This is a genomic window from Enterobacter sp. PP-008-ECC_S150 (assembly GCF_045257065.1).
Lineage (GTDB): Bacteria > Pseudomonadota > Gammaproteobacteria > Enterobacterales > Enterobacteriaceae > Enterobacter > Enterobacter chengduensis.
Map to the genome: position 1 here is coordinate 22,276 of NZ_JBJHHG010000013.1, position 25,115 is coordinate 47,390.

Annotated in this window: 19 protein-coding genes and 1 pseudogene; 16 read left to right on the plus strand and 4 right to left on the minus strand. The window is 58.3% G+C overall.

Features of this window, described 5'->3' with window-relative positions; genetic code table 11:
* Window positions 1-482: 482 nt before the first annotated feature.
* The 5 genes from arcA (at window position 483) to ACJBF3_RS15000 (ending at window position 5,662) form a co-directional block, all read left to right on the plus strand.
* Window positions 483-1,703 (plus strand): arginine deiminase, encoded by a 1,221-nt coding sequence (arcA, locus tag ACJBF3_RS14980; protein WP_045331734.1) that lies wholly within the window; start codon window positions 483-485, stop codon window positions 1,701-1,703.
* A gap of 10 nt (window positions 1,704-1,713) precedes the next feature.
* Window positions 1,714-2,625 carry a carbamate kinase gene (gene arcC / locus ACJBF3_RS14985; protein ID WP_045331736.1) on the plus strand — a complete coding sequence of 304 codons (912 nt, stop codon included), beginning with the start codon at window positions 1,714-1,716 and terminating at the stop codon, window positions 2,623-2,625.
* A gap of 26 nt (window positions 2,626-2,651) precedes the next feature.
* Window positions 2,652-3,656: an ornithine carbamoyltransferase gene (gene argF, locus ACJBF3_RS14990; RefSeq protein WP_406545225.1), complete on the plus strand. Its 1,005-nt coding sequence runs from the start codon at window positions 2,652-2,654 to the stop codon at window positions 3,654-3,656.
* A 47-nt stretch (window positions 3,657-3,703) separates the two neighbouring features.
* Window positions 3,704-5,107, plus strand: a complete 1,404-nt coding sequence (locus tag ACJBF3_RS14995) for a YfcC family protein (protein ID WP_045331740.1) — start codon at window positions 3,704-3,706, stop codon at window positions 5,105-5,107.
* A gap of 75 nt (window positions 5,108-5,182) precedes the next feature.
* Window positions 5,183-5,662, plus strand: coding sequence for an arginine repressor (locus ACJBF3_RS15000; RefSeq protein WP_023334317.1), 480 nt, complete (start codon window positions 5,183-5,185; stop codon window positions 5,660-5,662).
* A gap of 3 nt (window positions 5,663-5,665) precedes the next feature.
* On the opposite strand, the pseudogene ACJBF3_RS15005 reads toward ACJBF3_RS15000, so the two are convergent.
* A pseudogene (locus tag ACJBF3_RS15005) lies at window positions 5,666-5,783 on the minus strand (hypothetical protein).
* Between ACJBF3_RS15005 and ACJBF3_RS15010 the strand changes: the two are divergent.
* From ACJBF3_RS15010 to gbpA, 5 genes are all read left to right on the plus strand, one after another.
* Window positions 5,763-5,867 carry a pyrBI operon leader peptide gene (locus tag ACJBF3_RS15010; RefSeq protein ID WP_022646880.1) on the plus strand — a complete coding sequence of 35 codons (105 nt, stop codon included), beginning with the start codon at window positions 5,763-5,765 and terminating at the stop codon, window positions 5,865-5,867. The pseudogene ACJBF3_RS15005 and the gene ACJBF3_RS15010 overlap by 21 nt on opposite strands.
* A gap of 34 nt (window positions 5,868-5,901) precedes the next feature.
* Window positions 5,902-6,834, plus strand: a complete 933-nt coding sequence (gene pyrB / locus ACJBF3_RS15015) for an aspartate carbamoyltransferase (RefSeq protein WP_045331742.1) — start codon at window positions 5,902-5,904, stop codon at window positions 6,832-6,834.
* A 12-nt stretch (window positions 6,835-6,846) separates the two neighbouring features.
* Window positions 6,847-7,308, plus strand: coding sequence for an aspartate carbamoyltransferase regulatory subunit (pyrI, locus tag ACJBF3_RS15020; RefSeq protein WP_032643868.1), 462 nt, complete (start codon window positions 6,847-6,849; stop codon window positions 7,306-7,308).
* 73 nt (window positions 7,309-7,381) lie between these two features.
* Window positions 7,382-7,768 (plus strand): 2-iminobutanoate/2-iminopropanoate deaminase, encoded by a 387-nt coding sequence (gene ridA / locus ACJBF3_RS15025; protein ID WP_045331744.1) that lies wholly within the window; start codon window positions 7,382-7,384, stop codon window positions 7,766-7,768.
* Window positions 7,769-7,901: 133 nt separating this feature from the next.
* Entirely contained in the window at window positions 7,902-9,353 is a 1,452-nt protein-coding gene (gene gbpA / locus ACJBF3_RS15030) for an N-acetylglucosamine-binding protein GbpA (protein WP_045331746.1), read from the plus strand.
* Between the two features lie 85 nt (window positions 9,354-9,438).
* Here gbpA and ACJBF3_RS15035 read toward each other — a convergent pair whose 3' ends face one another.
* Both ACJBF3_RS15035 and mgtA read right to left on the minus strand, forming a co-directional pair.
* Window positions 9,439-11,823, minus strand: a complete 2,385-nt coding sequence (locus ACJBF3_RS15035; protein WP_047716745.1) for a beta-N-acetylhexosaminidase — start codon at window positions 11,821-11,823, stop codon at window positions 9,439-9,441.
* A 201-nt stretch (window positions 11,824-12,024) separates the two neighbouring features.
* Window positions 12,025-14,733 (minus strand): magnesium-translocating P-type ATPase, encoded by a 2,709-nt coding sequence (gene mgtA / locus ACJBF3_RS15040; RefSeq protein WP_047716746.1) that lies wholly within the window; start codon window positions 14,731-14,733, stop codon window positions 12,025-12,027.
* A gap of 391 nt (window positions 14,734-15,124) precedes the next feature.
* On the opposite strand from mgtA, the gene treR reads away from it, so the two are divergent.
* The 4 genes from treR to ACJBF3_RS15060 all read left to right on the plus strand — a co-directional run bounded on the left by treR (window position 15,125) and on the right by ACJBF3_RS15060 (window position 20,256).
* The gene (treR, locus tag ACJBF3_RS15045; RefSeq protein ID WP_045331748.1) at window positions 15,125-16,072 is read left to right on the plus strand and encodes a trehalose operon repressor TreR; all 948 of its coding nucleotides are present in this window, start codon (window positions 15,125-15,127) and stop codon (window positions 16,070-16,072) included.
* A 127-nt stretch (window positions 16,073-16,199) separates the two neighbouring features.
* Complete coding sequence (treB, locus tag ACJBF3_RS15050) at window positions 16,200-17,618, plus strand: PTS trehalose transporter subunit IIBC (protein WP_045331760.1); 1,419 nt, start codon at window positions 16,200-16,202, stop codon at window positions 17,616-17,618.
* A 52-nt stretch (window positions 17,619-17,670) separates the two neighbouring features.
* Entirely contained in the window at window positions 17,671-19,326 is a 1,656-nt protein-coding gene (treC, locus tag ACJBF3_RS15055; protein WP_045331750.1) for an alpha,alpha-phosphotrehalase, read from the plus strand.
* Between the two features lie 183 nt (window positions 19,327-19,509).
* On the plus strand, window positions 19,510-20,256 hold the full coding sequence (locus ACJBF3_RS15060; protein ID WP_045331753.1) for an oligogalacturonate-specific porin KdgM family protein: 747 nt from the start codon (window positions 19,510-19,512) through the stop codon (window positions 20,254-20,256).
* Between the two features lie 8 nt (window positions 20,257-20,264).
* Here ACJBF3_RS15060 and ACJBF3_RS15065 read toward each other — a convergent pair whose 3' ends face one another.
* Entirely contained in the window at window positions 20,265-20,924 is a 660-nt protein-coding gene (locus ACJBF3_RS15065; protein ID WP_045331756.1) for a MurR/RpiR family transcriptional regulator, read from the minus strand.
* A gap of 179 nt (window positions 20,925-21,103) precedes the next feature.
* Between ACJBF3_RS15065 and ACJBF3_RS15070 the strand changes: the two genes are divergently transcribed.
* Together ACJBF3_RS15070 and ACJBF3_RS15075 are read left to right on the plus strand one after the other, a co-directional pair.
* Entirely contained in the window at window positions 21,104-22,507 is a 1,404-nt protein-coding gene (locus tag ACJBF3_RS15070; protein WP_072058178.1) for a PTS fructose transporter subunit IIC, read from the plus strand.
* Between the two features lie 10 nt (window positions 22,508-22,517).
* Complete coding sequence (locus tag ACJBF3_RS15075; protein ID WP_045329786.1) at window positions 22,518-25,115, plus strand: glycoside hydrolase family 38 C-terminal domain-containing protein; 2,598 nt, start codon at window positions 22,518-22,520, stop codon at window positions 25,113-25,115.

Sequence of the window (25,115 nt, forward strand, 5' to 3'; positions counted from 1 at the left end):
CCGCTCTAACCTGTTGATCATTCGCTTTAATTAACAAAACTCCTTGCCGTCTCACACTTTACTATTTTGATAATTTGCTCTACAAAACCATAATTATTTATTGATTTTTCTTAAGTCAAAAATAGTTAATTACGTTAATTGCATAGCCATTCCTACTCGTCATTTTTATCATTTAAAATCAGACACATAACAATATATTTCAAAGGATTAAAATCTACAAAATAATAACAACCTCAAATAATGCCGCCGGATCCTGCTTAGCTATTCACCCTGCAATAATATGAAATTAATCATTATCTGATGCGAATCATGCAAATGAAAACAAACCCCTTAATATCCGTTTTCGCGTGAGCGATATCACAATACGGATTATTTAACTGCCTAGTATGAATCACGAAATCAATTGAGCTTAGCCGCCATGAAATTAATACATGACATGGCGCATGCCCTTTTTATTCTGAAAAACAGTTAAAGGAATAATTATGGAAAAGCATTACGTCGGTTCTGAAATTGGTCAATTGCGTAGCGTTATGCTGCACCGCCCAAATTTAAGCCTGAAACGCTTAACGCCATCAAACTGTCAGGAGCTGCTTTTCGATGACGTGCTCTCGGTTGAACGGGCGGGTGAAGAGCATGACATCTTCGCAAACACGCTGCGCGAGCAGGGTGTGGAAGTCCTGCTGTTGACCGACCTTCTCACTCAAACCCTTGATATTACAGAAGCCAAAGCCTGGCTGCTGGAGACGCAAATCTCTGACTACCGCCTCGGCCCAACCTTTGCCGGCGACGTGCGCGGCTGGCTGGCAGATATGCCGCACCGGGAACTGGCGCGCAGATTAAGCGGCGGATTAACCTACGGCGAAATTCCGGCGGCCTTTAAAAATATGGTGGTGGATACCCACACGGCGAATGACTTTATTATGAAGCCGCTGCCGAACCATTTATTCACCCGCGATACCTCATGCTGGATATATAACGGCGTCTCTATTAACCCGATGGCCAAACCGGCCCGCCAGCGTGAAACCAATAACCTGCGGGCAATATATCGCTGGCACCCGGCGTTTGCCGACGGCGATTTTATTAAGTATTTCGGCGACGAGAATATTAATTACGACCACGCCACCCTGGAAGGCGGCGACGTATTGGTCATTGGCCGCGGGGCGGTGCTGATCGGCATGTCCGAGCGCACGACGCCGCAGGGCGTGGAGTTCCTCGCCAACAGCCTGTTCAAACACCGTCAGGCCGAGCGCGTGATCGCCGTTGAGCTGCCAAAACACCGCTCCTGCATGCACCTCGATACCGTGATGACCCACATCGACGTGGATACCTTCTCCGTCTACCCGGAAGTGGTGCGCAAGGACGCCCAGTGCTGGACGCTCACCCCGGACGGACGCGGCGGGCTGCTGCGCACCCAGGAAACCGACCTGCTGCACGCCATCGAGAAGGCGCTCGGCATTAACCAGGTGCGCCTGATCACCACCGGCGGCGACGCTTTTGAAGCGGAACGCGAGCAGTGGAACGACGCCAACAACGTGCTGACCATCCGCCCGGGCGTGGTGATCGGCTACGAGCGCAACGTCTGGACCAACGAGAAGTACGACAAAGCGGGCATTACCGTGCTGCCCATCCCGGGCGACGAGCTTGGACGCGGCCGCGGCGGCGCGCGCTGCATGAGCTGCCCACTGGAACGCGACGGAATTTAAAGGAGCCATCATGGAACGAAAACCCACTCTGGTTGTGGCCCTGGGCGGCAACGCGCTGCTGAAGCGCGGCGAGCCGCTGGAAGCGGAGATCCAGCGCCAGAACATCGAGCAGGCCGCCCGCACCATCGCCGGGCTGACGGCGCAGTGGCGCGTGGTGCTGGTGCACGGCAACGGCCCGCAGGTCGGGCTGCTGGCCCTGCAGAACAGCGCCTACGACAAAGTGACGCCCTATCCGCTGGACGTTCTCGGTGCCGAAAGCCAGGGAATGATCGGCTACATGCTCCAGCAGGCGCTGAAAAACAGCCTGCCGCAGCGGGAGGTAAGCGTCCTGCTCACGCAGGTGGAAGTGGACCCCGCCGACCCTGCCTTTAGCAATCCGACCAAGTACATCGGGCCGGTGTACAGCGAAGCCCAGGCGAAGGCGCTGGCCGCGGAAAAAGGCTGGGTGTTTAAGGCCGACGGCAGCTACGTCCGTCGCGTGGTGCCGTCACCGCAGCCGAAGCGCATCGTCGAGAGCGACGCCATCACGGCGCTGATCCAGCGCGACCACCTGGTGATCTGCAACGGCGGCGGCGGCGTGCCGGTGGTGGAGAACGCCAACGGCTATCGCGGGATTGAGGCGGTGATCGACAAAGACCTTTCCGCCGCCCTGCTGGCCCGCCAGATAGAGGCCGACGCCCTGCTGATCCTGACCGATGCCGACGCGGTGTACCTCGACTGGGGCAAGCCGACCCAGCGCCCGCTGGCGCAGGTCACGCCGGAGCTGCTCAGAGACATGCAGTTCGACGCTGGATCGATGGGGCCGAAAGTGGCCGCCTGCCGCGAGTTCGTTGAAGCCTGCAACGGCATAGCCGGGATCGGCGCGCTGAATGACGGCGCGGAGATCCTGGCGGGCGAGAAAGGCACGTTGATTCGTAACTGAGCACTCATTTTAAAAAGGATTTAGCCATGACCATCAACCTGAAAAACCGCAACTTCCTGAAACTGCTGGACTACACCCCGGCGGCGATCCAGTACCTGATCGACCTCGCCATCGAGCTGAAGGCGGCCAAAAAAGCCGGGCGCGAAAAGCAGACTCTGGTCGGGAAAAACATCGCCCTGATCTTTGAAAAAACCTCCACCCGCACCCGCTGCGCCTTCGAAGTGGGCGCGTTCGACCAGGGCGCACAGGTGACCTACCTCGGCCCAAGCGGCTCGCAGATCGGCCATAAAGAGTCGATGAAGGACACTGCCCGCGTGCTGGGCCGAATGTACGACGGCATCGAATACCGCGGCTACGGCCAGGCCATCGTCGAGGAGCTGGGCGAGTACGCGGGCGTGCCGGTGTGGAACGGCCTGACCGACGAGTTCCACCCGACGCAGATCCTGGCTGACCTGATGACCATGCTGGAGCACGCGCCGGGCAAAACCCTGCCGGAGCTGAGCTTTGCCTATCTCGGCGACGCCCGCAACAACATGGGGAATTCCCTGATGGTCGGTGCGGCCAAGATGGGAATGGATATTCGCCTGGTGGCACCGAAATCCTTCTGGCCGGAAGCCGGGCTGGTTGAGCAGTGCCGCGCCATCGCCAAAGAGACGGGCGCGCGCATCACCCTCACCGACGACGTGGAAGAAGGCGTTCGCGGGGCCGATTTCCTCTACACCGACGTGTGGGTCTCCATGGGCGAGCCGAAGGAGGCCTGGGCCGAGCGCGTCAGCCTGATGAAGCCGTATCAGATCAATGCGGACGTGATGAAGGCCACCGGCAACCCGAACGTCAAGTTCATGCACTGCCTGCCCGCATTCCACAACGAGCACACCAAAGTGGGCCGCGAGATCGAGATGGCCTATGGACTGAAGGGGCTTGAGGTGACGGAAGAGGTCTTCGAATCGCCAAACTCCATCGTCTTCGACGAAGCGGAGAACCGCATGCACACCATTAAAGCGGTCATGGTGGCGACACTCGGCGACTAATCACCGCCCGGCGCGCCGCGGGGTGCGCCGGGTTTAAGGAGAACATCATGGGCAAGTTTAAGTTTCCCTCCGCTTACACCATTCTCTTTTTTCTGATTGCCGTTGTGGCGGTGCTGAGCTGGGTCGTCCCCGCCGGTCAGTACCAGATGGCAATGAACGAGACCCTCGGCAAAGAGGTCCCGATTGCCGGCACCTACGCGCACGTGGCGGCCCATCCGCAGGGGCTGGTTTCCGTCCTGATGGCGCCCATTGCCGGGCTGTACGATCCGGTTTCCGGCCAGGCCGGGGCGATCGACGTGGCGCTGTTTATCCTGATCATCGGGGGATTTCTCGGGATCGTCACCAAAACCGGCGCGATTGACGCCGGGATCGAGCGCGTTACCACCCGGCTGCGCGGGCGCGAGGAGTGGATGATCCCGATCCTGATGGCGCTGTTTGCCGCGGGCGGCACGATTTACGGCATGGCCGAAGAATCCCTGCCGTTCTATACCCTGCTGGTGCCGGTAATGCTGGCCGCCCGGTTCGATCCGGTGGTCGCCGCCTCTACCGTGCTGCTCGGGGCGGGGATCGGCACGCTCGGCTCCACCATCAACCCGTTCGCGACGGTGATCGCCGCCAACGCCGCCGGGATCCCCTTCACCAACGGCATCGCCCTGCGCGTGGCGCTGCTGGTCATCGGCTGGATCATCTGCGTGGCGTGGGTCATGCGTTACGCCCGCAAGGTTCGCAAGGATCCTTCACTCTCTATCGTCGCGGATAAGCAGGAGGAGAACCGCGCCCACTTCCTCGGCAACAAGGGCGAACAGTCGCTGGAATTCACCCCGGTGCGCAAACTCATCCTGGTGATTTTCGCCCTCGCCTTCGCGGTCATGATCTACGGCGTGGCGGTGCTCGGGTGGTGGATGGCGGAGATCTCGGCGGTGTTTCTCGCCAGCGCGATTATCGTCGGGCTGATTGCGCGGATGAGCGAAGAGGAGCTGACGTCGACGTTTATCAACGGCGCGCGAGATTTGCTGGGCGTCGCGCTGATTATCGGCATCGCGCGCGGTATCGTAGTCATTATGGATAAGGGCATGATTACCCACACCATTTTGCACAGCGCGGAAGGTCTGGTCAGCGGGTTGTCCACGGTGGCGTTTATCAACGTGATGTACTGGCTGGAGGTCGTGCTGTCGTTTCTTGTGCCTTCTTCATCCGGCCTGGCCGTTCTGACGATGCCGATCATGGCACCGCTTGCCGATTTCGCTAACGTCAACCGCGACCTGGTGGTAACCGCTTACCAGTCCGCTTCCGGCATCGTTAACCTGGTCACGCCGACCTCGGCGGTGGTCATGGGCGGGCTGGCTATCGCCCGCGTGCCCTACGTGCGTTATCTGAAATGGGTGGCGCCGCTGCTGGGGATCCTGACGGTGGTGATCATGGTGGCGTTAAGCCTGGGGGCAATGATGTGATGTTTTGAAGTTGTAGGCCCGGTAAGCGTAGCGCCACCGGGCGTTTTGTTTCAGCCACTTACATGAGAAATAGTTATGACGGAATATGGTGATTACTCTCCAAAAGAACAGTTACAGCTGACGGTCTGCCAGCGCCTGATCGCAGAAAAGAGTTATCTCTCTCAGGAGGAGATCCGCCGGGATTTGCAGGAGCGTGGTTTTGAAACCATCAGCCAGTCCACCGTTTCACGTCTGCTTAAATTGCTCGGCGTCATAAAAATTCGAAATGCCAAAGGGCTAAAGATTTATTCGCTGAATCCCCAGCTGCGCCCGGCTCCCGACGCCGCGCGTACCGTGTCCGAAATGGTGGTCAGCGTCGAGCACAATAGCGAGTTTATCCTTGTGCATACCGTCGCCGGATATGGCCGCGCGGTGGCGCGTATTCTGGATTATCACCAGCTCCCGGAGATTTTAGGCGTGGTGGCGGGCAGCAGTATCGTCTGGGTCGCGCCCCGGGTGGTGAAGCGCACCGCGCTGGTGCACAAGCAAATTAATTATTTACTCAGAACGCATTAATATTCACAAAGAACCGTTTGCACTGAGTAAAGCGTGCATTAAATCGCTTGATCCGAAAAGCGAGCTGCGTATAATGCCCGACAATTTGCCGGGAGGAAGCATGGTCAAGCGTGTACGACATAACGTCTTACCGCGTCTGAAATCAGACGCTGGCCTGCCGTTTTTCTTCCCGTTGCTAAACCTATTCCCAGAGCCCCTCATTTGAGGGGCTTTTTTTTGCCCGGCGTCAGGAGATAAACATGAATCCGCTTTATCAAAAACACATCATTTCCATAAACGACCTCAGCCGCGAAGAGCTGGAACTGGTTCTGGAAACCGCGGCAAAACTGAAGGCCAATCCGCAACCGGAGCTGCTGAAGCACAAGGTGATTGCGAGCTGCTTCTTTGAAGCCTCGACCCGCACCCGCCTCTCCTTCGAGACCTCCATGCACCGCCTGGGCGCGAGCGTGGTGGGCTTCTCGGACAGCAGCAACACGTCGCTGGGTAAAAAAGGCGAAACCCTGGCGGATACCATTTCAGTGATTAGCACCTACGTCGACGCGATTGTGATGCGTCACCCGCAGGAGGGCGCGGCGCGTCTGGCAACCGAATTCTCCGGCGGCATTCCGGTGCTGAACGCCGGTGACGGTGCTAACCAGCACCCGACGCAGACCCTGCTGGATCTGTTCACCATTCAGGAGACCCAGGGCACGCTCGAGAACCTGAATATCGCGATGGTCGGCGACCTGAAATACGGCCGCACCGTTCACTCCCTCACCCAGGCGCTGGCGAAATTTAACGGCAACCGCTTCTTCTTCATCGCCCCGGACGCGCTGGCGATGCCGCAGTACATTCTCGACATGCTGGACGAGAAAGGCATCCAGTGGAGCCTGCACGCCAGCATCGAAGAGGTGATGAGCCACGTGGATATTCTCTACATGACCCGCGTGCAGAAAGAGCGTCTGGACCCGTCCGAATACGCCAACGTGAAGGCGCAGTTCGTGCTGCGCGCCAGCGACCTCGAGGGCGCGCGCGACAACATGAAGGTGCTGCACCCGCTGCCGCGCATCGATGAGATCACCACAGACGTGGATAAAACGCCGCACGCCTGGTATTTCCAGCAGGCCGGGAACGGCATTTTCGCCCGCCAGGCGTTACTGGCACTGGTTCTGAATCGCGACTTAGCTCTGTAAGGGGAGACGACCATGACGCACGATAACAAACTCCAGGTTGAAGCCATCAAGCGTGGCACCGTGATTGACCATATCCCTGCCCGGGTGGGCTTTAAGCTGCTGACGCTGTTCAAGCTGACCGAAACCGACCAGCGCATCACCATCGGCCTGAACCTGCCGTCGGGCGAGATGGGCCGCAAGGACCTGATTAAAATCGAGAACACCTTCCTGACCGACGAGCAGGTAAACCAGCTGTCGCTGTACGCGCCGGACGCTACCGTCAACCGCATCGACGAGTATGAAGTGGTCGGCAAATCCCGCCCGAGCCTGCCGGATCGCATCGAGCGCGTGCTGGTCTGCCCGAACAGCAACTGCATCAGTCATGCCGAGCCGGTTTCCTCCAGCTTTGCAGTGAAAAAACGCGCCGATGACATCGCGCTCAAATGCAAATACTGCGAAAAAGAGTTTTCTCATTATGTGGTGCTGGCCAACTAATTGAGGTTGGTAATGAAATCCCGGCTGTTATAATGGCCGGGAACATTCTTAACGCTGTCATTCTGGAGAAAACATGAGCAAAGTACTCGCGACGGAAAATGCACCAGCCGCTATCGGCCCTTACGTTCAGGGCGTTGATCTGGGCAGCATGATCATTACCTCAGGTCAGATCCCGGTGAACCCAAAAACCGGCGAAGTGCCAGCCGACGTTGCGGCGCAGGCGCGCCAGTCGCTGGAAAACGTGCAGGCTATCGTTGAATCTGCCGGACTGAAAGTGGGCGACATCGTGAAAACCACCGTTTTCGTGAAAGATCTGAACGACTTCGCGACCGTTAACGCTACTTACGAAGCCTTCTTCACCGAGCACAACGCCACCTTCCCGGCGCGCTCCTGCGTGGAAGTCGCGCGTCTGCCAAAAGACGTGAAAATTGAAATCGAAGCGATTGCCATACGCCGCTAATTCACTTCAGTTTATACAGGGCAGCTTCGGCTGCCTTTTTTATTGGCTATTTTTACCTTCGCAAGACGATGACGGCGCGGTCCGGGAATAAATACACTCGCACACCTTTATCAATTCCCGCTTCGGACTAAAAATGAAAATCTCCAGCATTGCGTTGGCTGTAGCAACCTTCACGGTAGCCTCTTCTGCGCTGGCGCACGGCTATATCGAATCTCCCGCCAGCCGCGCTTATATGTGCAAACAGGGACAAAATATTGACTGCGGTCTGGTGGAATATGAACCCCAGAGCGTAGAACGGGCCTCCGGTTTCCCGTCAGGGAACCTGCCGCCGGATGGCGAACTCGCCAGCGCCGGGATTGCCAACTACTCCCAGCTTGATAAGCAAAGCCAGAATGCCTGGACCAAAACGCCGATGACCGCCGGGGTGCATCAGTTTGTCTGGCACCACACCGCGCCGCACAAAACCACCAACTGGCGTTATTACATCACCAAACAAAACTGGAATCCGAACAAGCCGCTGACCCGCGATCAGTTCGACTTAACGCCGTTTTGCACGGTGAACGGCAATGGCCAGGCGCCCGCAATGACCCAGTCGATGAACTGTAACGTGCCGGAACGTACCGGTTATCAGGTAATTTACGGCGTGTGGGAAATTGCCGATACCGCCAACAGCTTCTATCAGGCCATCGACGTGGATTTCGGCAACGGCGGCAGCGTCACGCCGGATGAAACCCCGGCCGCCGCCTCCGTCTGGCGCAAAACGCTGAGCGGCCAGGTCGCGGGTAACAACCTCAACGTGGGCGATAAGGTGATTGCCCGCTTCTTCGATGCCAATGGCGAAATCGCCTCCATGGCGACCGGGCTAACCATCGCCTCGCCTCAACAGGGCGATGCCAACCAGTGGGCTTACGATCTGGCGCAAAAAATTAACAGCGCCCACAGCGACGTGCGCGTCGGCGTGAAGGATGAAAGCGGAGACGTTAACCCGGTTCACGGCGCAAACAGCGTTTTCGTAAAAGAGGGCAGCACGCTGAAGTCGGTGGCGATTTCTTATGAAGAGCAAAAAGCAGTGGTGAATGAGTCCATCGCCGTGACTGACCTGCATTACAGCAAAGTGATTAACGGTGCCGCGACGGTGACATTCCACGTCAATACGCAGGGTGACGTGAACGTTGAAGCGCACGTGTTAAACCATCCCGGGGCGGAAAAAGGCTACCTTAAGCAGGATATGAATAACAGCAGCCAGGACGTGACCATGAACCTGACAAACGTCACGCCAGGACACCACATGCTGAAATACTACGCCACCAATAAAGCCGGCACCCTGTTCGCGCAGGACGTGCTGGATATGATGCTCGAAGGTGAAGCCGCCTCCGGCAATACCGGTAAATCTGATTTTATCTTCCCGGATAACGTTGCCTCTTATAAGGCGGGCACCGTGGTGTTGCAGCCTAAAGACGGTAAGACCTATGAGTGCAAGCCGTTCCCGTACAGCGGGTACTGCAAGCAGTACAGCACGACCGCCACCCAGTTCGAACCCGGCGTGGGTTCACACTGGAAAGAGGCGTGGATATTGAAGAACTGAGTTGCCTTTACGCCCGGCGGCACTTCGTTTGCCGGGCCTGCGTGACGTGTAGGCCCGGTAAGCGTAGCGCCACCGGGCGCTTATGTTACTGGTTTCGCGTCGCCCTGAGCAGCGTCTCCAGCGGATAGACCGCCGCGATGACCACTTCGTCCTGCACCCTTGCCGCGTTATCCAGCTCGCGCTGAATCGACGCAATCTCCTTATCGTCCAGCGTGCCCTGACGCGCCACCAGATCCGTCAGGCGAAGGCCAATGGAGGCCAGCTTATCCACCTCCTGGATCACCGGCTTCATTGCCTTCAGCTGATAGCTGTTTTCGCTTAGCGCCAGCGCATCGCTGGTGTTGCTCTGCCAGCGGTTAAAGACGTGGCGCAGCGCCTCGGCGCTTTCCGTATCTTCCGCGTCGCTCACCAGCCGGTCCGCCCACCTGTGCATCTGGCGCACGGTGGCGCTTTCGGCGTTCAGCGCATCGGCGAAGCGGTTGAGCGGCTCGAACTGGTGATAGTTTCCGGCCTGGAACTTCAGGTGCTGGCGGGTGTAGTACTGCGCCGGCTCAATCGCCTGAGCGAGGATCTGCAGCGGCAGGGTGTCGGCATTATTCGCAAGGCGCGTGAACTGCACCTGCTGCTGGGTATGCTGCTGCAGCCCGACCGACACCGTCGACCAGCTGTCCATCGCCTGCAGGCGGGTGTACATGTTGTCGACATCGTTGACGTCCTGGGCGGACCACAGCCGCTCCGCCACCGCAAAGGTGCGCGGCCACAGGCGGATATCCAGCACCGGCGCCACCACGTGTTCTGCCCACAGCGCGGCCTCTCCGCCGAGCAGGTTGGCCTGATTCGCCGCGTCCGGCACGACGGGGGGCGTGCCTTTCGGCACGTCGTCCAGACGCGTGCCGCTAATCGGGTAGCGGGTATTCCCGACAAGGAAATAGCCGGTAAGCGTGTCGTTGTCGACGGTCACAACCGGGCGCGTTTCGCCCATCCACGTATCAACGGTAAACGTCACCTGGCTGTCGTCGCGCCATTCGATGTTCTGCACCGCACGACGGGATTTCCCGGCAAAATCAATGAACCCGCGCCAGCCCGCATCCCCTTTCACCAGGGTAAAGCTCCCCTCCACCGGCTTGCCCTTCAGGCGCGGCATGGAAAAGGCCCAGCTCTGGGCGCTGTCGGTGTCGGCTACGACGTCCACGCCGTTCAGCCCCTGCGGGACGATCTCGTTGCGGTAGTGATAGGCGGTGGACTGGGGCTGGTCGAGATAGAAGCCCGTCGAGAGAATGCCCTTATAGCCGTTCTGCGCCACCTGCCCCAGCGCGTCCTGCCCCTGCCAGGACTGGATCAGAATGCTTTTCGGCAGATCGGGATGGTAGATCTCGTCCCAGCCGACCATCTGCCGATGATGTTTTTCGAGGATCGTCTCCAGCCTGCGGTTGAAATAGGCCTGCAGCGCGTGGCTGTCCGCCAGCTTTTTGTCGCGCATAAACTGCTGGATGGCCGGGTTCGCTTTCCACTGGCTGTCATCCACCTCGTCGCCGCCGATGTGCAGATACGGATCGGGGAAGATCGCCGCCAGTTCGCTGACCATCGCGTCGGCAAAGGCGTAAGCTGCCTCTTTGGTGGGATCCAGAACCGGCTTCAGCACGCCCCAGTGGCGCTCCATGGCGTACGGCCCCGGCGCGCTCATCAGCTCCGGGTAGGCCACGGCAATCGCCGAGGCGTGGCCCGGCATGTCGATCTCCGGCACCACGCGAATGCCGCGCTCGGCGGCGTAGCGCACAACCTCACGCATCTGTTCCGGCGTGTAGAACAGCCCGTCGCTGGCAAGCTGCGTCAGCTTTGGGTAGCGCGTCGAGCCGAAGCGCCAGCCCTGATCGTCGGTTAAGTGCCAGTGCAGGACGTTGAGCTTGGCGGCGGCCATGCCGTCGATCTGCCGTTTGATATCCGGCAGCGGAATGAAGTGGCGCGCCGAGTCCAGCAGCAGCCCGCGCCACGGGAAGCGCGGCGAATCTTCAATGGTCACCCACGGCAGCGAGGTGTTTTCCGCGCCGTTCTGCACCAGCTGGAGCAGGGTTTCCATGGCGCGCAGTGCGCCGAAGCGGGTGTTGGCGGAGATGTTCACACCGTTGGCATCCACCGTAAGCCTGTAGCTTTCATCGCTGTCCGGCAGCGGCTGCGGTTTTACCTTTTTCGCGATGGCGATGCGGATCGTCGGTTTGTCGGGCTTTTCAGCCTGCGGCTGCAGCGTCCAGCCGGTTTGCAGGGCGATGCGCTGGCGCAGGCGGCTGGCGGCGTCACCGAGATCGTCCCCGCTGACGCTGATGGATAGGTCGTTGCCGAGCACCAGCGCGCCCTGGGTCGTCGGGCGTTCGACCTTTGCAGGCCAGGGCATTAAAGGGAGATCCCCTGCCGGGGCGGCAAAGGCAGAGGCGCCGAGCATCAGCCCGGCGGTTAAGAGACTGTACCGTAACATGAATGTTCCTTATCTGACGGGCCAAATAAAGGCAAAACATTCTGTTAACATGCGCTCAAATTGTCGTCAAGCGAATGCGCCGACGGAGATCACAGGTTGTTGAATTTGGGAGGAAAGCTATTGCCCGGTGGCGCTTCGCTTACCGGGCCTACGTATCGAGAGTAGGCCGGGTAAGGCGAAGCCGCCACCCGGCAAAAAAAATCACTGCCACCCATACCGACGCGCATAGAACCCTTTAACCATCTGCGTCAGCACCATGTAGCCCGCGAGGATCGCCACCAGCCACGGGAAGTAGCTCAGCGGCAGCGCCTGCAGCTGCAGATAGCTTGCCAGCGGTGAGAACGGCAGCGCGATGCCGAGCACCATCACAATCCCCGTCATCACAATCAGCGGCCACGCGGCGCGGCTCTGGATGAACGGAATGCGGCGGGTGCGGATCATATGCACAATCAGCGTCTGCGACAGCAGCCCCACCACGAACCAGCCGGACTGGAACAGCGTCTGATGTTCCGGTGTGTTGGCGTGGAACACAAACCACATCAGGCAGAAGGTCAGGATGTCGAAGATGGAGCTGATCGGGCCAAAGAACAGCATAAAGCGCCCGAGATCCGCCGGGTTCCAGTGCTGCGGCTTCTGGATCTGCTCATCGTCCACGTTATCAAACGGGATCGCCACCTGAGACACGTCGTACATCAGGTTCTGGATCAGCAGGTGCAGCGGCAGCATCGGCAGGAACGGCAGGAACGCGCTCGCCACCAGCACGCTGAAGACGTTGCCGAAGTTGGAGCTGGCGGTCATCTTGATGTACTTGAGCATGTTGGCGAAGGTGCGACGCCCTTCGATCACGCCCTCCTCCAGCACCATCAGGCTCTTTTCCAGCAGAATGATATCCGCCGCCTCGCGGGCAATATCGACCGCGCCATCGACGGAGATACCGATGTCCGCCGCACGCAGCGCGGGCGCGTCGTTGATGCCGTCACCCATAAAGCCCACCACGTGCCCTTCGCGCTTAAGCAGGGTGACGATGCGCTCTTTGTGCATCGGCGTCAGGCGGGCAAACAGCGTGGTGCGCTGCGCCAGTTTCGCCAGCTCGTCGTCGGACAGGTGCTCAATGTCGCTCCCCACCACCACGTCGCCCGCGTCCAGCCCCACTTCGTGGCACACCTTCGCGGCCACCAGCTCGCTGTCGCCGGTGAGAATTTTGACGGTGATACCGCTCGCCTTCAGCGCCTTCAGCGCCGGTGCGGTGGTCTCTTTCGGCGGATCGAGGAAGGCAATGTAGCCCTCGAGGATCAGATCGGACTCGTCGATACGCTGATAGTCCCCCTCCCGCGCGGGCAGGAACTTGCTCGCCACCGCCACCACGCGCAGCCCCTGACGGTTCAGGTTGTCGGTGACGCGCTTGATGCGGCGCAGCATGGTGTCGTCCAGCGGCACGATGTCGCCGTTATAGCGCACCTGCGTCGACACGTTGAGGATCTCCTGCAGCGCGCCTTTGCAGATCAGCTGGTGAACATCCTGCTGCTCGCTCACCACCACCGACATGCGGCGGCGCTCGAAGTCGAACGGGATTTCGTCCACCTTCTGCCAGCGGCCGGAGAGCGTGCGGGCGGACTCTTCATCTACCCCTTCCAGCACCGCGACGTCGAGCAGGTTTTTCAGCCCGGTCTGGTAGTGGCTGTTCAGCCACGCGCTGTGCAGCACGCGCTCGCTGGTTTTGCCGGAGATATCGGTGTGGTTCTCCAGCACGATTTTGTCCTGAGTCAGGGTGCCGGTTTTATCGGTGCAGAGAATGTCCATCGCGCCAAAGTTTTGAATGGCGTCGAGGTGTTTGACGATCACCTTCTGTTTAGAGAGCTTCACCGCCCCGCGCGCCAGCGTGGAGGTGACAATCATCGGCAGCATTTCCGGCGTTAAGCCGACGGCCACGGAGAGCGCAAACAGCGCCGCTTCCCACCAGTCGCCTTTGGTGTAGCCATTAATCAGCAGCACGATGGGCGTCATCACCATCATAAAGCGGATCAGCAGCATGCTGACGCGGCCAATCCCTTTCTGGAAGGCGTTCGGCTCGCTCTCCTGCTCGCTGACGCGCCCGGCAAGCTGGCCAAACCAGGTGTTGCCCCCGGTGGCGGTGACAATCGCCTGCGCGGTGCCGCTGACCACCGTGGTGCCCATAAAGCACAGGGTGTCGCACTCGAGCGGGTTCATCTGCTGCGGGTCGCGGCTGCGCGCCACCTTTTCAACGGGCAGGGATTCCCCGGTCAGCGAGGCCTGGGCCACGAACAGATCGCGCGCCTGGATGATGCGTAAATCCGCCGGGATCATGTCCCCCGCGGCCAGCTTCACCAGATCGCCCGGCACCAGCTGGTCGATTGGCAGCTCCACCCAGGCGTTTTCGCCGAGATCGTTAATCACGCGCGAGACGGTCGCGGTGTTGCTGACCATTGCCTTCAGGGCGTCCGCCGCTTTAGTAGAGCGGGCTTCCTGAATGAAGTTCAGCAGCGTGGAAATCCCCACCATCAGGGCAATCACCCCTGCGGCAAACAGATCTTCCGTCGCGTAGGAGATAAGGCCGAGTACCGTCAGCAGCAGGTTGAACGGGTTGCGGTAGCAGAGCCACAGGTGTACCCACCACGGAGACGGCTTTTGCGCCGGGATCTGGTTATCGCCATGCACGGCGCGGATTTTTTCCACTTCGGCCGCGTTCAGCCCTTCCGGGTGTCCGCCAAAGGCGCGCCAGACTTCGTTTTCATCCATCGCCGCCACGTTGAGGCAGCGCTCGGTCAGGGACGCGGGGATCGCGGTGCCCGCCATGTTTTTGGCGTTTGGCAGCGGGTCGCGCTGAACAAGGCGGTGTGGCAGGTGGCGGCTCAGCAGGGCCTGCAGCTGCCGGGTGATATTTTTAAACATAATCATTCCTCCGCATCCGCGAATGCGGACGCAGCATTTCCTTCAGGCGTGGCAAGGCCGTACCTGAGAGGCACTCAATTTTTCAAGCAGGAACGTTTGGGACGTTGCTGCCTCACATCACCGGTGAGTCAGCAACGGGCTGGCTTACCGGAAAGAACGTATGCTCTCGCTCAGGAGAGGTGTGGGATCGGGATCCATGAAGCCTCCGGTAAGTAAAAAGTAGGGTGTCGCCGCGCAGTATACGGATTTTAGCGTACCCTTTGTGACCATTCGGGCGGTATTATAACCCCCTGCAAATAAACCGAACGTAAACCAGACTTTGCCCATAGCGAAATCGCGCTATAGCATTAGGCTCAATTGACCACTTTGTCGTTGTTACAGGGAATACAGCATGCAGAACCGCCTTACCATTAAAGACATCGCGCGTTTAAGCGGCGTGGGGAAATCGACCGTCTCACGCGTGCTTAACAACGAAAGCGGCGTCAGCGAACGCACCCGCGAGCGCGTTGAGGCGGTCATGAATCAGCACGGCTTTTCCCCTTCCCGCTCCGCGCGCGCCATGCGCGGGCAGAGTGACAAAGTCGTCGCCATTATTGTCTCGCGTCTGGACTCTCTGTCTGAAAACCTCGCCGTGCAGACCATGCTGCCCGCCTTCTATGAGCAGGGGTATGACCCGATCATGATGGAGAGCCAGTTCTCGCCGCAGCTGGTGGAAGAGCATCTGGGCATGCTCCAGCGGCGCAACATTGACGGCGTGGTGCTGTTCGGGTTTACCGGCATTAAGGACGAGATGCTGAAACCCTGGCAGCCTTCGCTGGTCATGATGGCGCGCGACGCCCACGGCTTTGCCTCCGTCTGCTATGACGACGAGGGGGCGATTATCACTCTTATGCAGCGCCTGTTTGACGAAGGCCATCGCCACATCAGCTTCCTCGGCGTGCCCCACGCGGACGTCACCACCGGCAAGCGTCGCCATGAGGCCTACCTGGCGTTTTGCAAAAAGCACAACCTCTCCGCCGTCGCCTCCCTGCCGGGGCTGGGCATGAAGCAGGGGTACGAGCAGGTCGCCAGCGTTCTGACCCCGCAAACCACCGCGCTGGTGTGCGCCACGGACACCCTGGCGCTGGGGGCGAGTAAATATCTGCAGGAGCAGCGCATCGACGGCCTGCAGGTGGCGAGCGTCGGCAGCACGCCGCTGATGAAGTTTTTGCACCCGGAAATTATTACCGTCGACCCCGGCTACGCCGAGTCTGGCAGGCAGGCCGCCGCGCAGCTGATCGAGCAGATCAACGGGCGGAGCGAACCGCGCCGAATCGTCATTCCTGCCCACCTTTCTTAACCCCCGCCCAACGGATTATTGTGATCTTCGCCCGATTTCGGGAACGTTCCCATTTTCGCCGTCACGCTGAAGGAGTAGGCTTGCGCTCAGGTCATTACACCCCTTCCATCTGTCATGAGGTTTCATGATGAGTAAAGTCAAACAAGCAGATATCGATCGGCTGATCGTCCTGGTCGGCGGCCGCGAAAACATCGCCACCGTCAGCCATTGCATTACCCGCCTGCGGTTCGTGCTGAACGATCCGGCCAAAGCGGATCCGAAGGCCATTGAAGAACTTTCCATGGTTAAAGGCTGCTTCACCAACGCCGGTCAGTTCCAGGTGGTCATTGGTACCGAAGTGGGCGATTACTATCAGGCTCTGCTGGCAACCACCGGGCATAGCGCGGCGGATAAAGAGCAGGCCAAGAAGGCCGCGCGCCAGAATATGAAGTGGCACGAGCAGCTGATCTCCCACTTCGCGGAAATTTTCTTCCCGCTCCTGCCCGCGCTGATCAGCGGGGGCTTAATTTTAGGCTTCCGTAACGTCATCGGCGACGTGCCGATGAGCGACGGCAAAACCCTGGCGCAGATCTATCCGGCGCTGAAAACCGTGTACGACTTCCTGTGGCTGATTGGCGAGGCGATCTTCTTCTATCTGCCGGTTGGGATCTGCTGGTCCGCGGTGCGCAAGATGGGCGGTACGCCGATCCTCGGTATCGTGCTGGGCGTCACGCTGGTCTCTCCGCAGTTAATGAACGCTTACTTACTTGGTCAGCAGGTGCCTGAGGTGTGGAACTTCGGCCTGTTTACCATCGCCAAAGTGGGCTATCAGGCGCAGGTTATTCCGGCCCTGCTGGCGGGCCTGACGCTGGGCTTTATCGAAACGCGCCTGAAGCGCATCGTGCCGGATTACCTCTATCTGGTGGTGGTGCCGGTTTGCTCGCTGATTCTGGCGGTGTTCCTGGCGCACGCCTTTATCGGTCCGTTTGGCCGCATGATCGGCGACGGCGTGGCCTTCGCGGTGCGTCACCTGATGACCGGCAGCTTCGCGCCGATTGGTGCCGCGCTGTTTGGCTTCCTGTACGCCCCGCTGGTGATCACCGGCGTGCATCAGACCACGCTGGCCATTGATATGCAGATGATCCAGAGCCTCGGCGGCACGCCGGTCTGGCCGATTATCGCCCTGTCTAACATTGCTCAGGCGTCCGCGGTGACCGGCATCATCATCGTCAGCCGCAAGCACAACGAACGCGAGATCTCCGTTCCGGCGGCTATCTCCGCCTACCTCGGCGTCACCGAACCAGCGATGTACGGTATCAACCTGAAATACCGCTTCCCGATGCTCTGCGCGATGATCGGTTCCGGTCTGGCGGGCCTGGTGTGCGGACTGAACGGCGTAATGGCAAACGGGATTGGCGTGGGCGGGCTGCCGGGCATTCTCTCCATCCAGCCCGCTTTCTGGCAGGTGTTTGCCCTGGCGATGGCCATCGCGATTATCGTCCCAATGGCGCTCACCACCGTGGTTTACCAGCGCAAGTTCCGTCAGGGCTCGCTGCAGATTGTTTAATTCTTCTCTTTCGGGGCGCAGTTGCGCCCCTTCGCATTTGCAGGAACACACTATGAATACCCTTCCTCACTGGTGGCAGAACGGCGTCATCTATCAGATTTACCCAAAGAGTTTCCAGGACACCACCGGCAGCGGCACCGGCGATTTGCGCGGCGTGACGCAGCGTCTGGACTACCTGAAAACCCTCGGCATTGACGCCATCTGGCTGACGCCGTTTTATATCTCCCCGCAGGTGGATAACGGCTACGACGTGGCGAATTACACCGCCATCGATCCGTCCTATGGCACGCTGGATGACTTTGACGAGCTGGTCGCCCAAGCGCGCGCGCGCGGCATCCGCATCGTGCTGGATATGGTGTTCAACCACACCTCGACGCAGCACCCCTGGTTCCGCGAGTCGCTGAACAAAGAGAGCCCGTACCGCCAGTTTTACATCTGGCGCGACGGCACCCCGGAGCAGCAGCCTAACAACTGGCGCTCCAAGTTTGGCGGCAACGCCTGGCGCTGGCACCCCGAGAGCGAGCAGTATTACCTGCACCTGTTCGCGCCGGAGCAGGCGGATCTCAACTGGGAAAACCCGGCGGTGCGCGCCGAGCTGAAAAAGGTGTGCGAGTTCTGGGCCGATCGCGGCGTGGACGGCCTGCGCCTGGACGTGATTAACCTGATTTCAAAAGATCAGGATTTCCCGGACGACGAGCATGGCGACGGTCGCCGCTTCTACACGGACGGGCCGCGCATCCACGAATATCTGCAGGAGATGAGCCGCGACGTCTTTACCCCTCGCAGCCTGATGACGGTGGGCGAGATGTCCTCGACCTCGCTGGAAAACTGCCAGCAGTACGCGTCGCTCGACGGCAGCGAGCTGTCGATGACCTTTAACTTCCACCACCTGAAGGTGGATTACCCCGGCGGCGAGAAGTGGACGAAGGCGAAGCCGGACTTCGTCGCGCTGAAAACCCTCTTCCGCCACTGGCAGCAGGGGATGCACAGCAGGGCCTGGAACGCGCTGTTCTGGTGTAATCACGATCAGCCGCGCATCGTGTCCCGCTTTGGCGATGAAGGCGAACACCGCGTTCACGCTGCAAAAATGCTCGGCATGGTGCTGCACGGCATGCAGGGCACGCCGTACATCTATCAGGGCGAAGAGCTGGGGATGACCAACCCGCACTTCAGCCGCATCACCGATTACCGCGACGTGGAAAGCCTGAACATGTTCGCCGAAATGCGGGCAAACGGTCGCGATCCGGAGGAACTGCTGGCGATTCTGGCGAGCAAATCCCGCGATAATGGCCGCACGCCAATGCAGTGGGACGCGTCGCACAACGCGGGCTTTACCGGGGGCGAACCGTGGATTGGGGTTTGCGACAACTACGAGACGGTGAACGCCCGTGCCGCGCTGGACGACCCGGATTCGGTGTTCTACACCTATCAGTCGCTGATTAGCCTGCGCAAATCGCTGCCGGTACTGACGTGGGGAGATTATGAGGATCTCCTGCCGGAACACCCTGCTCTGTGGTGTTACCGCCGTCAGTGGCAGGGGCAGACGCTGATAGTGGTGGCGAACCTGAGCCGCGAGCGCCAGCAGTGGCAACCGGCGCCGGTGCAGGGAGCATGGCGGGTCGCACTCAGCAACTATGAAGAGGCTTCCTCCCGTCCCGATACGCTGCAATTGCGCCCGTTTGAAGCTATCTGGTGGGTGCAGGACTAAGCCGTCTGTTTTGCCGGGCGGCGCTGCGCTGACCCGGCCTACGTTTGGCTAGACATCGTAGCGCCGCCGGGCGAAACACATTTTATGTTTAGCGATACGCTAAATGTACGACGATAACTTTTACATCGCGGCGTACCGAAAATAAAAATACCCCTGCCAATAAAATAACCTCGGCAGGACATTATGAAAAAGACAATTATTAAGACAACGTGTATTAGTGCATTATTATTGAGCGCGCAGGGATGGTGCGGAAATACGTCCGTTGACCTTCGATTTGGTCATAACACGCGCTCAGACGTAAATGATTCACGTATTAAGGTTATGCATCAGGCGGATAACGGTTTTTATTTCTCCGTTGAAGCCGCACAAAACCACAACGATACCTTTTTTGGCGATACCGACCGATATAACCCGGACGACAAGGGAGTCACGGAGGCGGCCCAGGAGATCGAAACGCGCTGGCGCTTCGATCTTGGAAACGGCTTCGCCGTCGCACCCGGCATGGTAACGGTTTTCACCGCCAGCAATACCCATTACCGCCCCTTCATTCAGGGCTGGAAAGCGTTCGATAACGGTTTAAACCTCTCTGCCCGTTATCGCTATAACACCGTCAATGATGCGCACAGTGACAGAGAATTAGACGGGAGCGGTTATACCCGCCGCCAGTCACACCAGTTCGACATCTGGTTCGCTTATAACATTGGCAAGTTCGGGATGTCCTACAACCCACGTTTCCGCTGGCAGGATGGTGTCGATCAGGGTACCGGAGATGACACCTACTGGGAACATACCGTCGCATTCAACTATAAGCTCGACGATGGCTGGACACCTTACGTCGAACTGGTCTCACTGGATAAAACATACATTACCGATAATGGCGATCATAAAAATGATTACGCCATCCGTCTTGGCGTAGTGAAAAAACTCTAACGGCCTGACTACACCGTATCGTGCTGCAGCAGCCTGCAGCCGATACGATCCACGGCGGTCAGCAGTTCAAGCTGTCCTTCCCGCTGATACAGCGAAACCGCATTGATATCAATCAACAGCGGCCAGCACAATGAAGAGAGCGCGGCCAGCGTAGACCCCTCGCGGGTGATCGCGATAATTTTTAACCCTTTGCGCAGCGCGTTACGCGCCATTTCAATTAAAGACTGTGTCTCTCCGGATTTACTGATCAACACCAGCGTTCCCTTCGATACTCGCGTCAGCTGATGCATATCATTAAGAATGAGATGCGGCAGGCTCGCCAGGGATAAAAAACGTGACAGATAGTTAAGGCTGGTGAGCGATGCGCCCCGTGCGTAGAGAAAAATAGGGCTGGAATGGATCAGCAGCCTGGACACCTCGGCCACAACATCGTCCCCCTGCTGCCCCACGTCAGGGTTTGCAGGCGCAGGGGTAGAACGATCGCGTAAAAAACGATACCGAAGCTCGGTATAGCTTTTATACCCCATTTTTTTACACACGCGATTTACGGAAGTCGTCGTCGTAAAAGTATCACGGGCAATCTCTTTTGCCGATATATTAGAAATATTCGACGCATGATGTTGAATGTATTCAAATATCAAACGTTCACTTCCCTGAAATGAATTCATATATTACACCCTGTTTAATCCCGACATGACATTACCATAATGGCAAAATAGCCTCTGGAAGGCGCTTCACATATTGCGTGCTCGCGTATCACGATACGTAATAAGTATTAGCAAACGTTAAAAACTACTTTGGCTTCTCTTTATACTTTCCCTGTTTTCACATCCAGGGAATTATGACAATGACGAAACAAAAAGTTGTCGCGGTAACGGCCTGCCCAACAGGCATTGCCCACACCTTTATGGCGGCAAATAAAATTATTGCATGGGCTAAAGCGCATAACATGGAGGTAAAGGTCGAAACGCAGGGCAGCGACGGCGTTAAAAATCGCTTAACAAAGCAGGATATTGCCTCCGCCACCGCCATTATATTGGCTACCGACGTTCCCATTCAGGATGCCGAGCGCTTTGAAAACATTCCCCACCTTCAGACCCGCACTCAGGAACTGATCAAGCACACCGATCGCTATCTGCGTCAGGCGCTGGCAATGGAAAAAAATGCCACCACCGTGGCAGATGAAGACGAGGACGATATCCGGCGTTCGGCTTACCAGATTTTTATTGGCCATATCATGGCGGCCATCAGCTATATGTTACCGGTCGTGGTCATGGGCGGGCTAATGATGGCGACGGCAAAAATTACCGGCCAGTTTATTAATATTGAACATTCGCCGTTCAGCGTGCTGGATAAAGTGGGCTTTATGACCATCAAGTTCATGTATCCCGTCTTCGCCATGTATCTGGCCTTTGCGATTGCCGGTAAACCCGCGCTGATCCCCGGGCTTATCGGCGGCATCATGTCCGACGATGTCTACAAACGCTTCTTTGATATTGAGGGCTTTATGCCGTCCGGTTTTTTTGGCGCCATCGGCATTGGCTTTTTTGTGGGCTATCTGGTGCGCTGGCTTAATGATTCTATTCACGTCCGCCAGCAGCTCACCACCATTAAGACCATGCTGATCGTCCCGCTGATCACCGGCATTACGCAGGTGATGGTCATGGAGTATCTGATCAACCCGATTTTTGGCTCGCTTAACCAACTGATGGTGGTCTTTTTTACCTCGGCAGGTGATACCGGACGCGGTTTCTATTCCGCGATGATTGCTGCAGGCACCGCTTTTGACCTGGGCGGTCCGGTCAACAAGGCGGCAGGTTCTGTCGCGCTCGGTCTGAATGGCATGAGCGAGACCTTTGACTTAACCGCCCGTGAACTCTCCATCGTGATCCCCTCCATTGGCGTTGGCTTTGCTGCATTCCTCAACGGCCGCTTTGGTCTGCCGAATGTCTTCAACCAGGAAGAGAAAACCGTTGGCAGCACCTCGCTGTTACTGGGTGTTATCGGGATCTCGGAAGGCGCTATCCCCTTCATCCTGAAAAACCCACGTCTGATCCCGGTGTTCATGACCGGTGCCGTCGTCGGCGCGCTGGTCGCCGTTGCCCTTGGCGTGAAACAAACGCTGCCTCTGCCCGCCATCTGGGGCTGGCCGCTGGCCACCAACGTGGCGGGTTACCTGGTGAGCGTCTTTATCGGCGCACTGATTTGCGCCCTGGGCGTGCTTTATGTCAGCCCAAAGCACGGCAGGTAAGGGGAACGCCATGAATCAGATCCACGTTATTGCCCACACCCACTGGGATCAGGAGTGGTACTTCACCCGTCAGGACAGCATGGTGCTGGCGTCATATAACTTTGCCGACGTCATCGACACGCTGGAGCAAAACCCGGCTTACCGCTGCTATCACCTTGACGGACAGATGGCGGTGGTGGATGACTTTCTCGCCATCAACCCGGATTATCGCGCCAGGCTGGAAAAACTGGTCACCGAGAAAAGGGTTTTTGTGGGGCCGTGGTATACCCAGACGGATACCTACAACGTGCATGGCGAATCCATTATCCGCAATCTCAAGTACGGTATCTTCGCCGCCCGGACGCTGGGGCATGCGATGCAGGTCGGGTATCTGCCGGATACCTTCGGTCACAATGCGCAGATGCCCACGATTTTGCAGGGCTGCAATATCGACAACATCGTCTTCTGGCGAGGTATCGATCACGACCGGCAGGCCAAAAACAGCCAGTTTATCTGGCGCGCGCCGTCAGGTGCGAGCGTCATCGCCTGCGTGATGGCGCTCGGGTATGGTGCGGCTAAAAATATCTCCGCAGAAGCCAGCCATCTGCAGGGGAAAATCTATCCGATGGTCGATCTGCTGCGATCGCGGGCCGGTATACATGACCTGCTCCTGCCCTGCGGTGGGGATCAGGTCAGCATTGACCCGACGCTGCCGACAGTTCTGCAGGTCGCGAGCACACACTCCCCGCACCAGGACCAGTACGTCATCAGCTCGCTGGAGCGCTACGTCGACATCCTGCGCGAACAGCGTGACCAATTTGAATGCTGGGAAGGCGAGCTGAAATCGCCGCGCTACACCCGTATCCACAAAACTATCGGCTCCGTGCGCTACGACATCAAAAAGAAAAATGATGAAATTGAGCGGTTTATCCTGCGACAGCTGGAGCCGACGATCGCCATGGCGCGGCATCAGGGGATCCCGGTCAACCTCTCAGTGGTCGATACGCTCTGGAAGAAGCTGTTGCGAAGCCATGCCCACGACTCCATCGGCGGCTGTAATAGCGATACGACTAACCGCGACATTCTGCATCGACTGGCGCAAACCGAGCAGCTGTGCCACAGCCTGTGGAATGTGGTGGTGAAAACCCTGGCTAGCGCCTGCGCTCAGGAAGGCGACCTGCTGCTGTTTAACCCGCTGGCGACCCCAGCGCGGCGCGTGATTAAAACCACGCTGTACAGCCGCGCTGAAAATATCACTCTGTCCTGTCAGGGGCGGCCCATCTCCTTTGATGTTCTGAAAAGGGATAGTCTGCCCGGCGGAACGGCAATTTCCCTTACCGCCGAAGGGGAATGCGAGACGCCCCTTCCTCCTTATTATCGCTGGCAGGTTGCAGTGCAAACCCCGCTTCTGCCGCCGGTCGGCTATCTGACCGTAAACGTTGAAGATAGCCCCACGCCTTTCCGGCAGCCTGAACAGATAAAGGGAGGCGAAATAGAGAATGCACATTATCGGCTGACGCTGGACGCCGGAACGTTAACCCTGAAGGACAAACGCAACGGCAGATGTATCCCCTCTCTCTTCACCTTCGAAGACTGCGCGGATGCGGGCGACAGCTACGATTTCTCACCGCTCGCGGGCAATACGCCGACTCGCTGTTCTCATTTCACGCTTATTGACTGCCTGAAAACACCTCTTGTCGAAAAGCTGGTTATTGAGGCGACGCTGCTTCTGCCGCAGGATCTCGCCGGACGTCAGGATGCGGCCCGAAAACCGTTAACCCTGCGTGTGGCGTGCGAATTGCGCCATGACGATCCGAACCTGTATGTCGACAGTTCGCTGGAAAATAGCCACTGCGATCACCGGCTGCGCGTGCTGATCAATAGCGATATCCAGACTCATCACTCCATCGCCTCACAGCCCTTTGCGGTCATCCGCCGTAAAACGGGTTATGACGATGAAAACTGGCAGGAACGCTATCGGGAGAAGCCCGTGGATATCGAAACCAGCGATGGCATTATCGCTATCGCGGAAGCAGGAAAAGCGCTGGTGGTGAATAGCCGCGGCATGAAGGAATTTCAGATTATCGGCAGCGAACCGGCGGCTATAGCTCTGACATTGTTCAAATCGACGGGGGTGCTCGGGCGAAACGACCTTGACTGGCGACCGGGCCGGGCCTCCGGCATCAATAATACGGTCGTTGAAACCCCCGATGCCCAGTTGCTGAAACCGCTGCACTTTTCATTCACCGTCGCGCTGGCTGATAACGCTGACCATCTCACGCTTCGCCAGCTGGAAAATCAGGTGGCTGGAGAGCCTTATACCTATCAGCGGCAAACGCTGCATACGCTCGATCACCGCCTTGAGCGCTTTTCGTTACGTCTGTTTGAACGCCGCCTTCCGGCACAATTTTCGCTGCTAACCCTACCGGAGCCGCTCATTCTTTCTGCCTTGCCCCATGCCCAACGGTCGCCTGGTACGGTCGTCCGCGTGTTTAACGCCGGTACTCAGCCGGTTCGCGTTCCTGCGGCGCTGGCTGGGCTTCGTCAGATCAACTATCTGGAAGAACCCGTGCCGCCGGTCACGGCGATCCTCCCTTCCGCGACCTGCGATTTTTTGATTGAGGCTTAA

What these genes read in the sequence shown, in the direction of transcription:
- treC (WP_045331750.1), top strand. Translation starts at nt 17,671, where the DNA reads ATGAATACCCTTCCTCACTGGTGGCAGAACGGCGTCATCTATCAGATT.
- pyrB (WP_045331742.1), top strand. Translation starts at nt 5,902, where the DNA reads ATGAATCCGCTTTATCAAAAACACATCATTTCCATAAACGACCTCAGC.
- ACJBF3_RS15070 (WP_072058178.1), top strand. Translation starts at nt 21,104, where the DNA reads ATGACGAAACAAAAAGTTGTCGCGGTAACGGCCTGCCCAACAGGCATT.
- treR (WP_045331748.1), top strand. Translation starts at nt 15,125, where the DNA reads ATGCAGAACCGCCTTACCATTAAAGACATCGCGCGTTTAAGCGGCGTG.
- mgtA (WP_047716746.1), bottom strand. Translation starts at nt 14,733, where the DNA reads ATGTTTAAAAATATCACCCGGCAGCTGCAGGCCCTGCTGAGCCGCCAC.
- gbpA (WP_045331746.1), top strand. Translation starts at nt 7,902, where the DNA reads ATGAAAATCTCCAGCATTGCGTTGGCTGTAGCAACCTTCACGGTAGCC.
- ACJBF3_RS14995 (WP_045331740.1), top strand. Translation starts at nt 3,704, where the DNA reads ATGGGCAAGTTTAAGTTTCCCTCCGCTTACACCATTCTCTTTTTTCTG.
- ridA (WP_045331744.1), top strand. Translation starts at nt 7,382, where the DNA reads ATGAGCAAAGTACTCGCGACGGAAAATGCACCAGCCGCTATCGGCCCT.
- argF (WP_406545225.1), top strand. Translation starts at nt 2,652, where the DNA reads ATGACCATCAACCTGAAAAACCGCAACTTCCTGAAACTGCTGGACTAC.
- treB (WP_045331760.1), top strand. Translation starts at nt 16,200, where the DNA reads ATGAGTAAAGTCAAACAAGCAGATATCGATCGGCTGATCGTCCTGGTC.
- ACJBF3_RS15065 (WP_045331756.1), bottom strand. Translation starts at nt 20,924, where the DNA reads ATGAATTCATTTCAGGGAAGTGAACGTTTGATATTTGAATACATTCAA.
- arcC (WP_045331736.1), top strand. Translation starts at nt 1,714, where the DNA reads ATGGAACGAAAACCCACTCTGGTTGTGGCCCTGGGCGGCAACGCGCTG.
- ACJBF3_RS15035 (WP_047716745.1), bottom strand. Translation starts at nt 11,823, where the DNA reads ATGTTACGGTACAGTCTCTTAACCGCCGGGCTGATGCTCGGCGCCTCT.
- ACJBF3_RS15010 (WP_022646880.1), top strand. Translation starts at nt 5,763, where the DNA reads ATGGTCAAGCGTGTACGACATAACGTCTTACCGCGTCTGAAATCAGAC.
- arcA (WP_045331734.1), top strand. Translation starts at nt 483, where the DNA reads ATGGAAAAGCATTACGTCGGTTCTGAAATTGGTCAATTGCGTAGCGTT.
- ACJBF3_RS15060 (WP_045331753.1), top strand. Translation starts at nt 19,510, where the DNA reads ATGAAAAAGACAATTATTAAGACAACGTGTATTAGTGCATTATTATTG.
- ACJBF3_RS15075 (WP_045329786.1), top strand. Translation starts at nt 22,518, where the DNA reads ATGAATCAGATCCACGTTATTGCCCACACCCACTGGGATCAGGAGTGG.
- ACJBF3_RS15000 (WP_023334317.1), top strand. Translation starts at nt 5,183, where the DNA reads ATGACGGAATATGGTGATTACTCTCCAAAAGAACAGTTACAGCTGACG.
- pyrI (WP_032643868.1), top strand. Translation starts at nt 6,847, where the DNA reads ATGACGCACGATAACAAACTCCAGGTTGAAGCCATCAAGCGTGGCACC.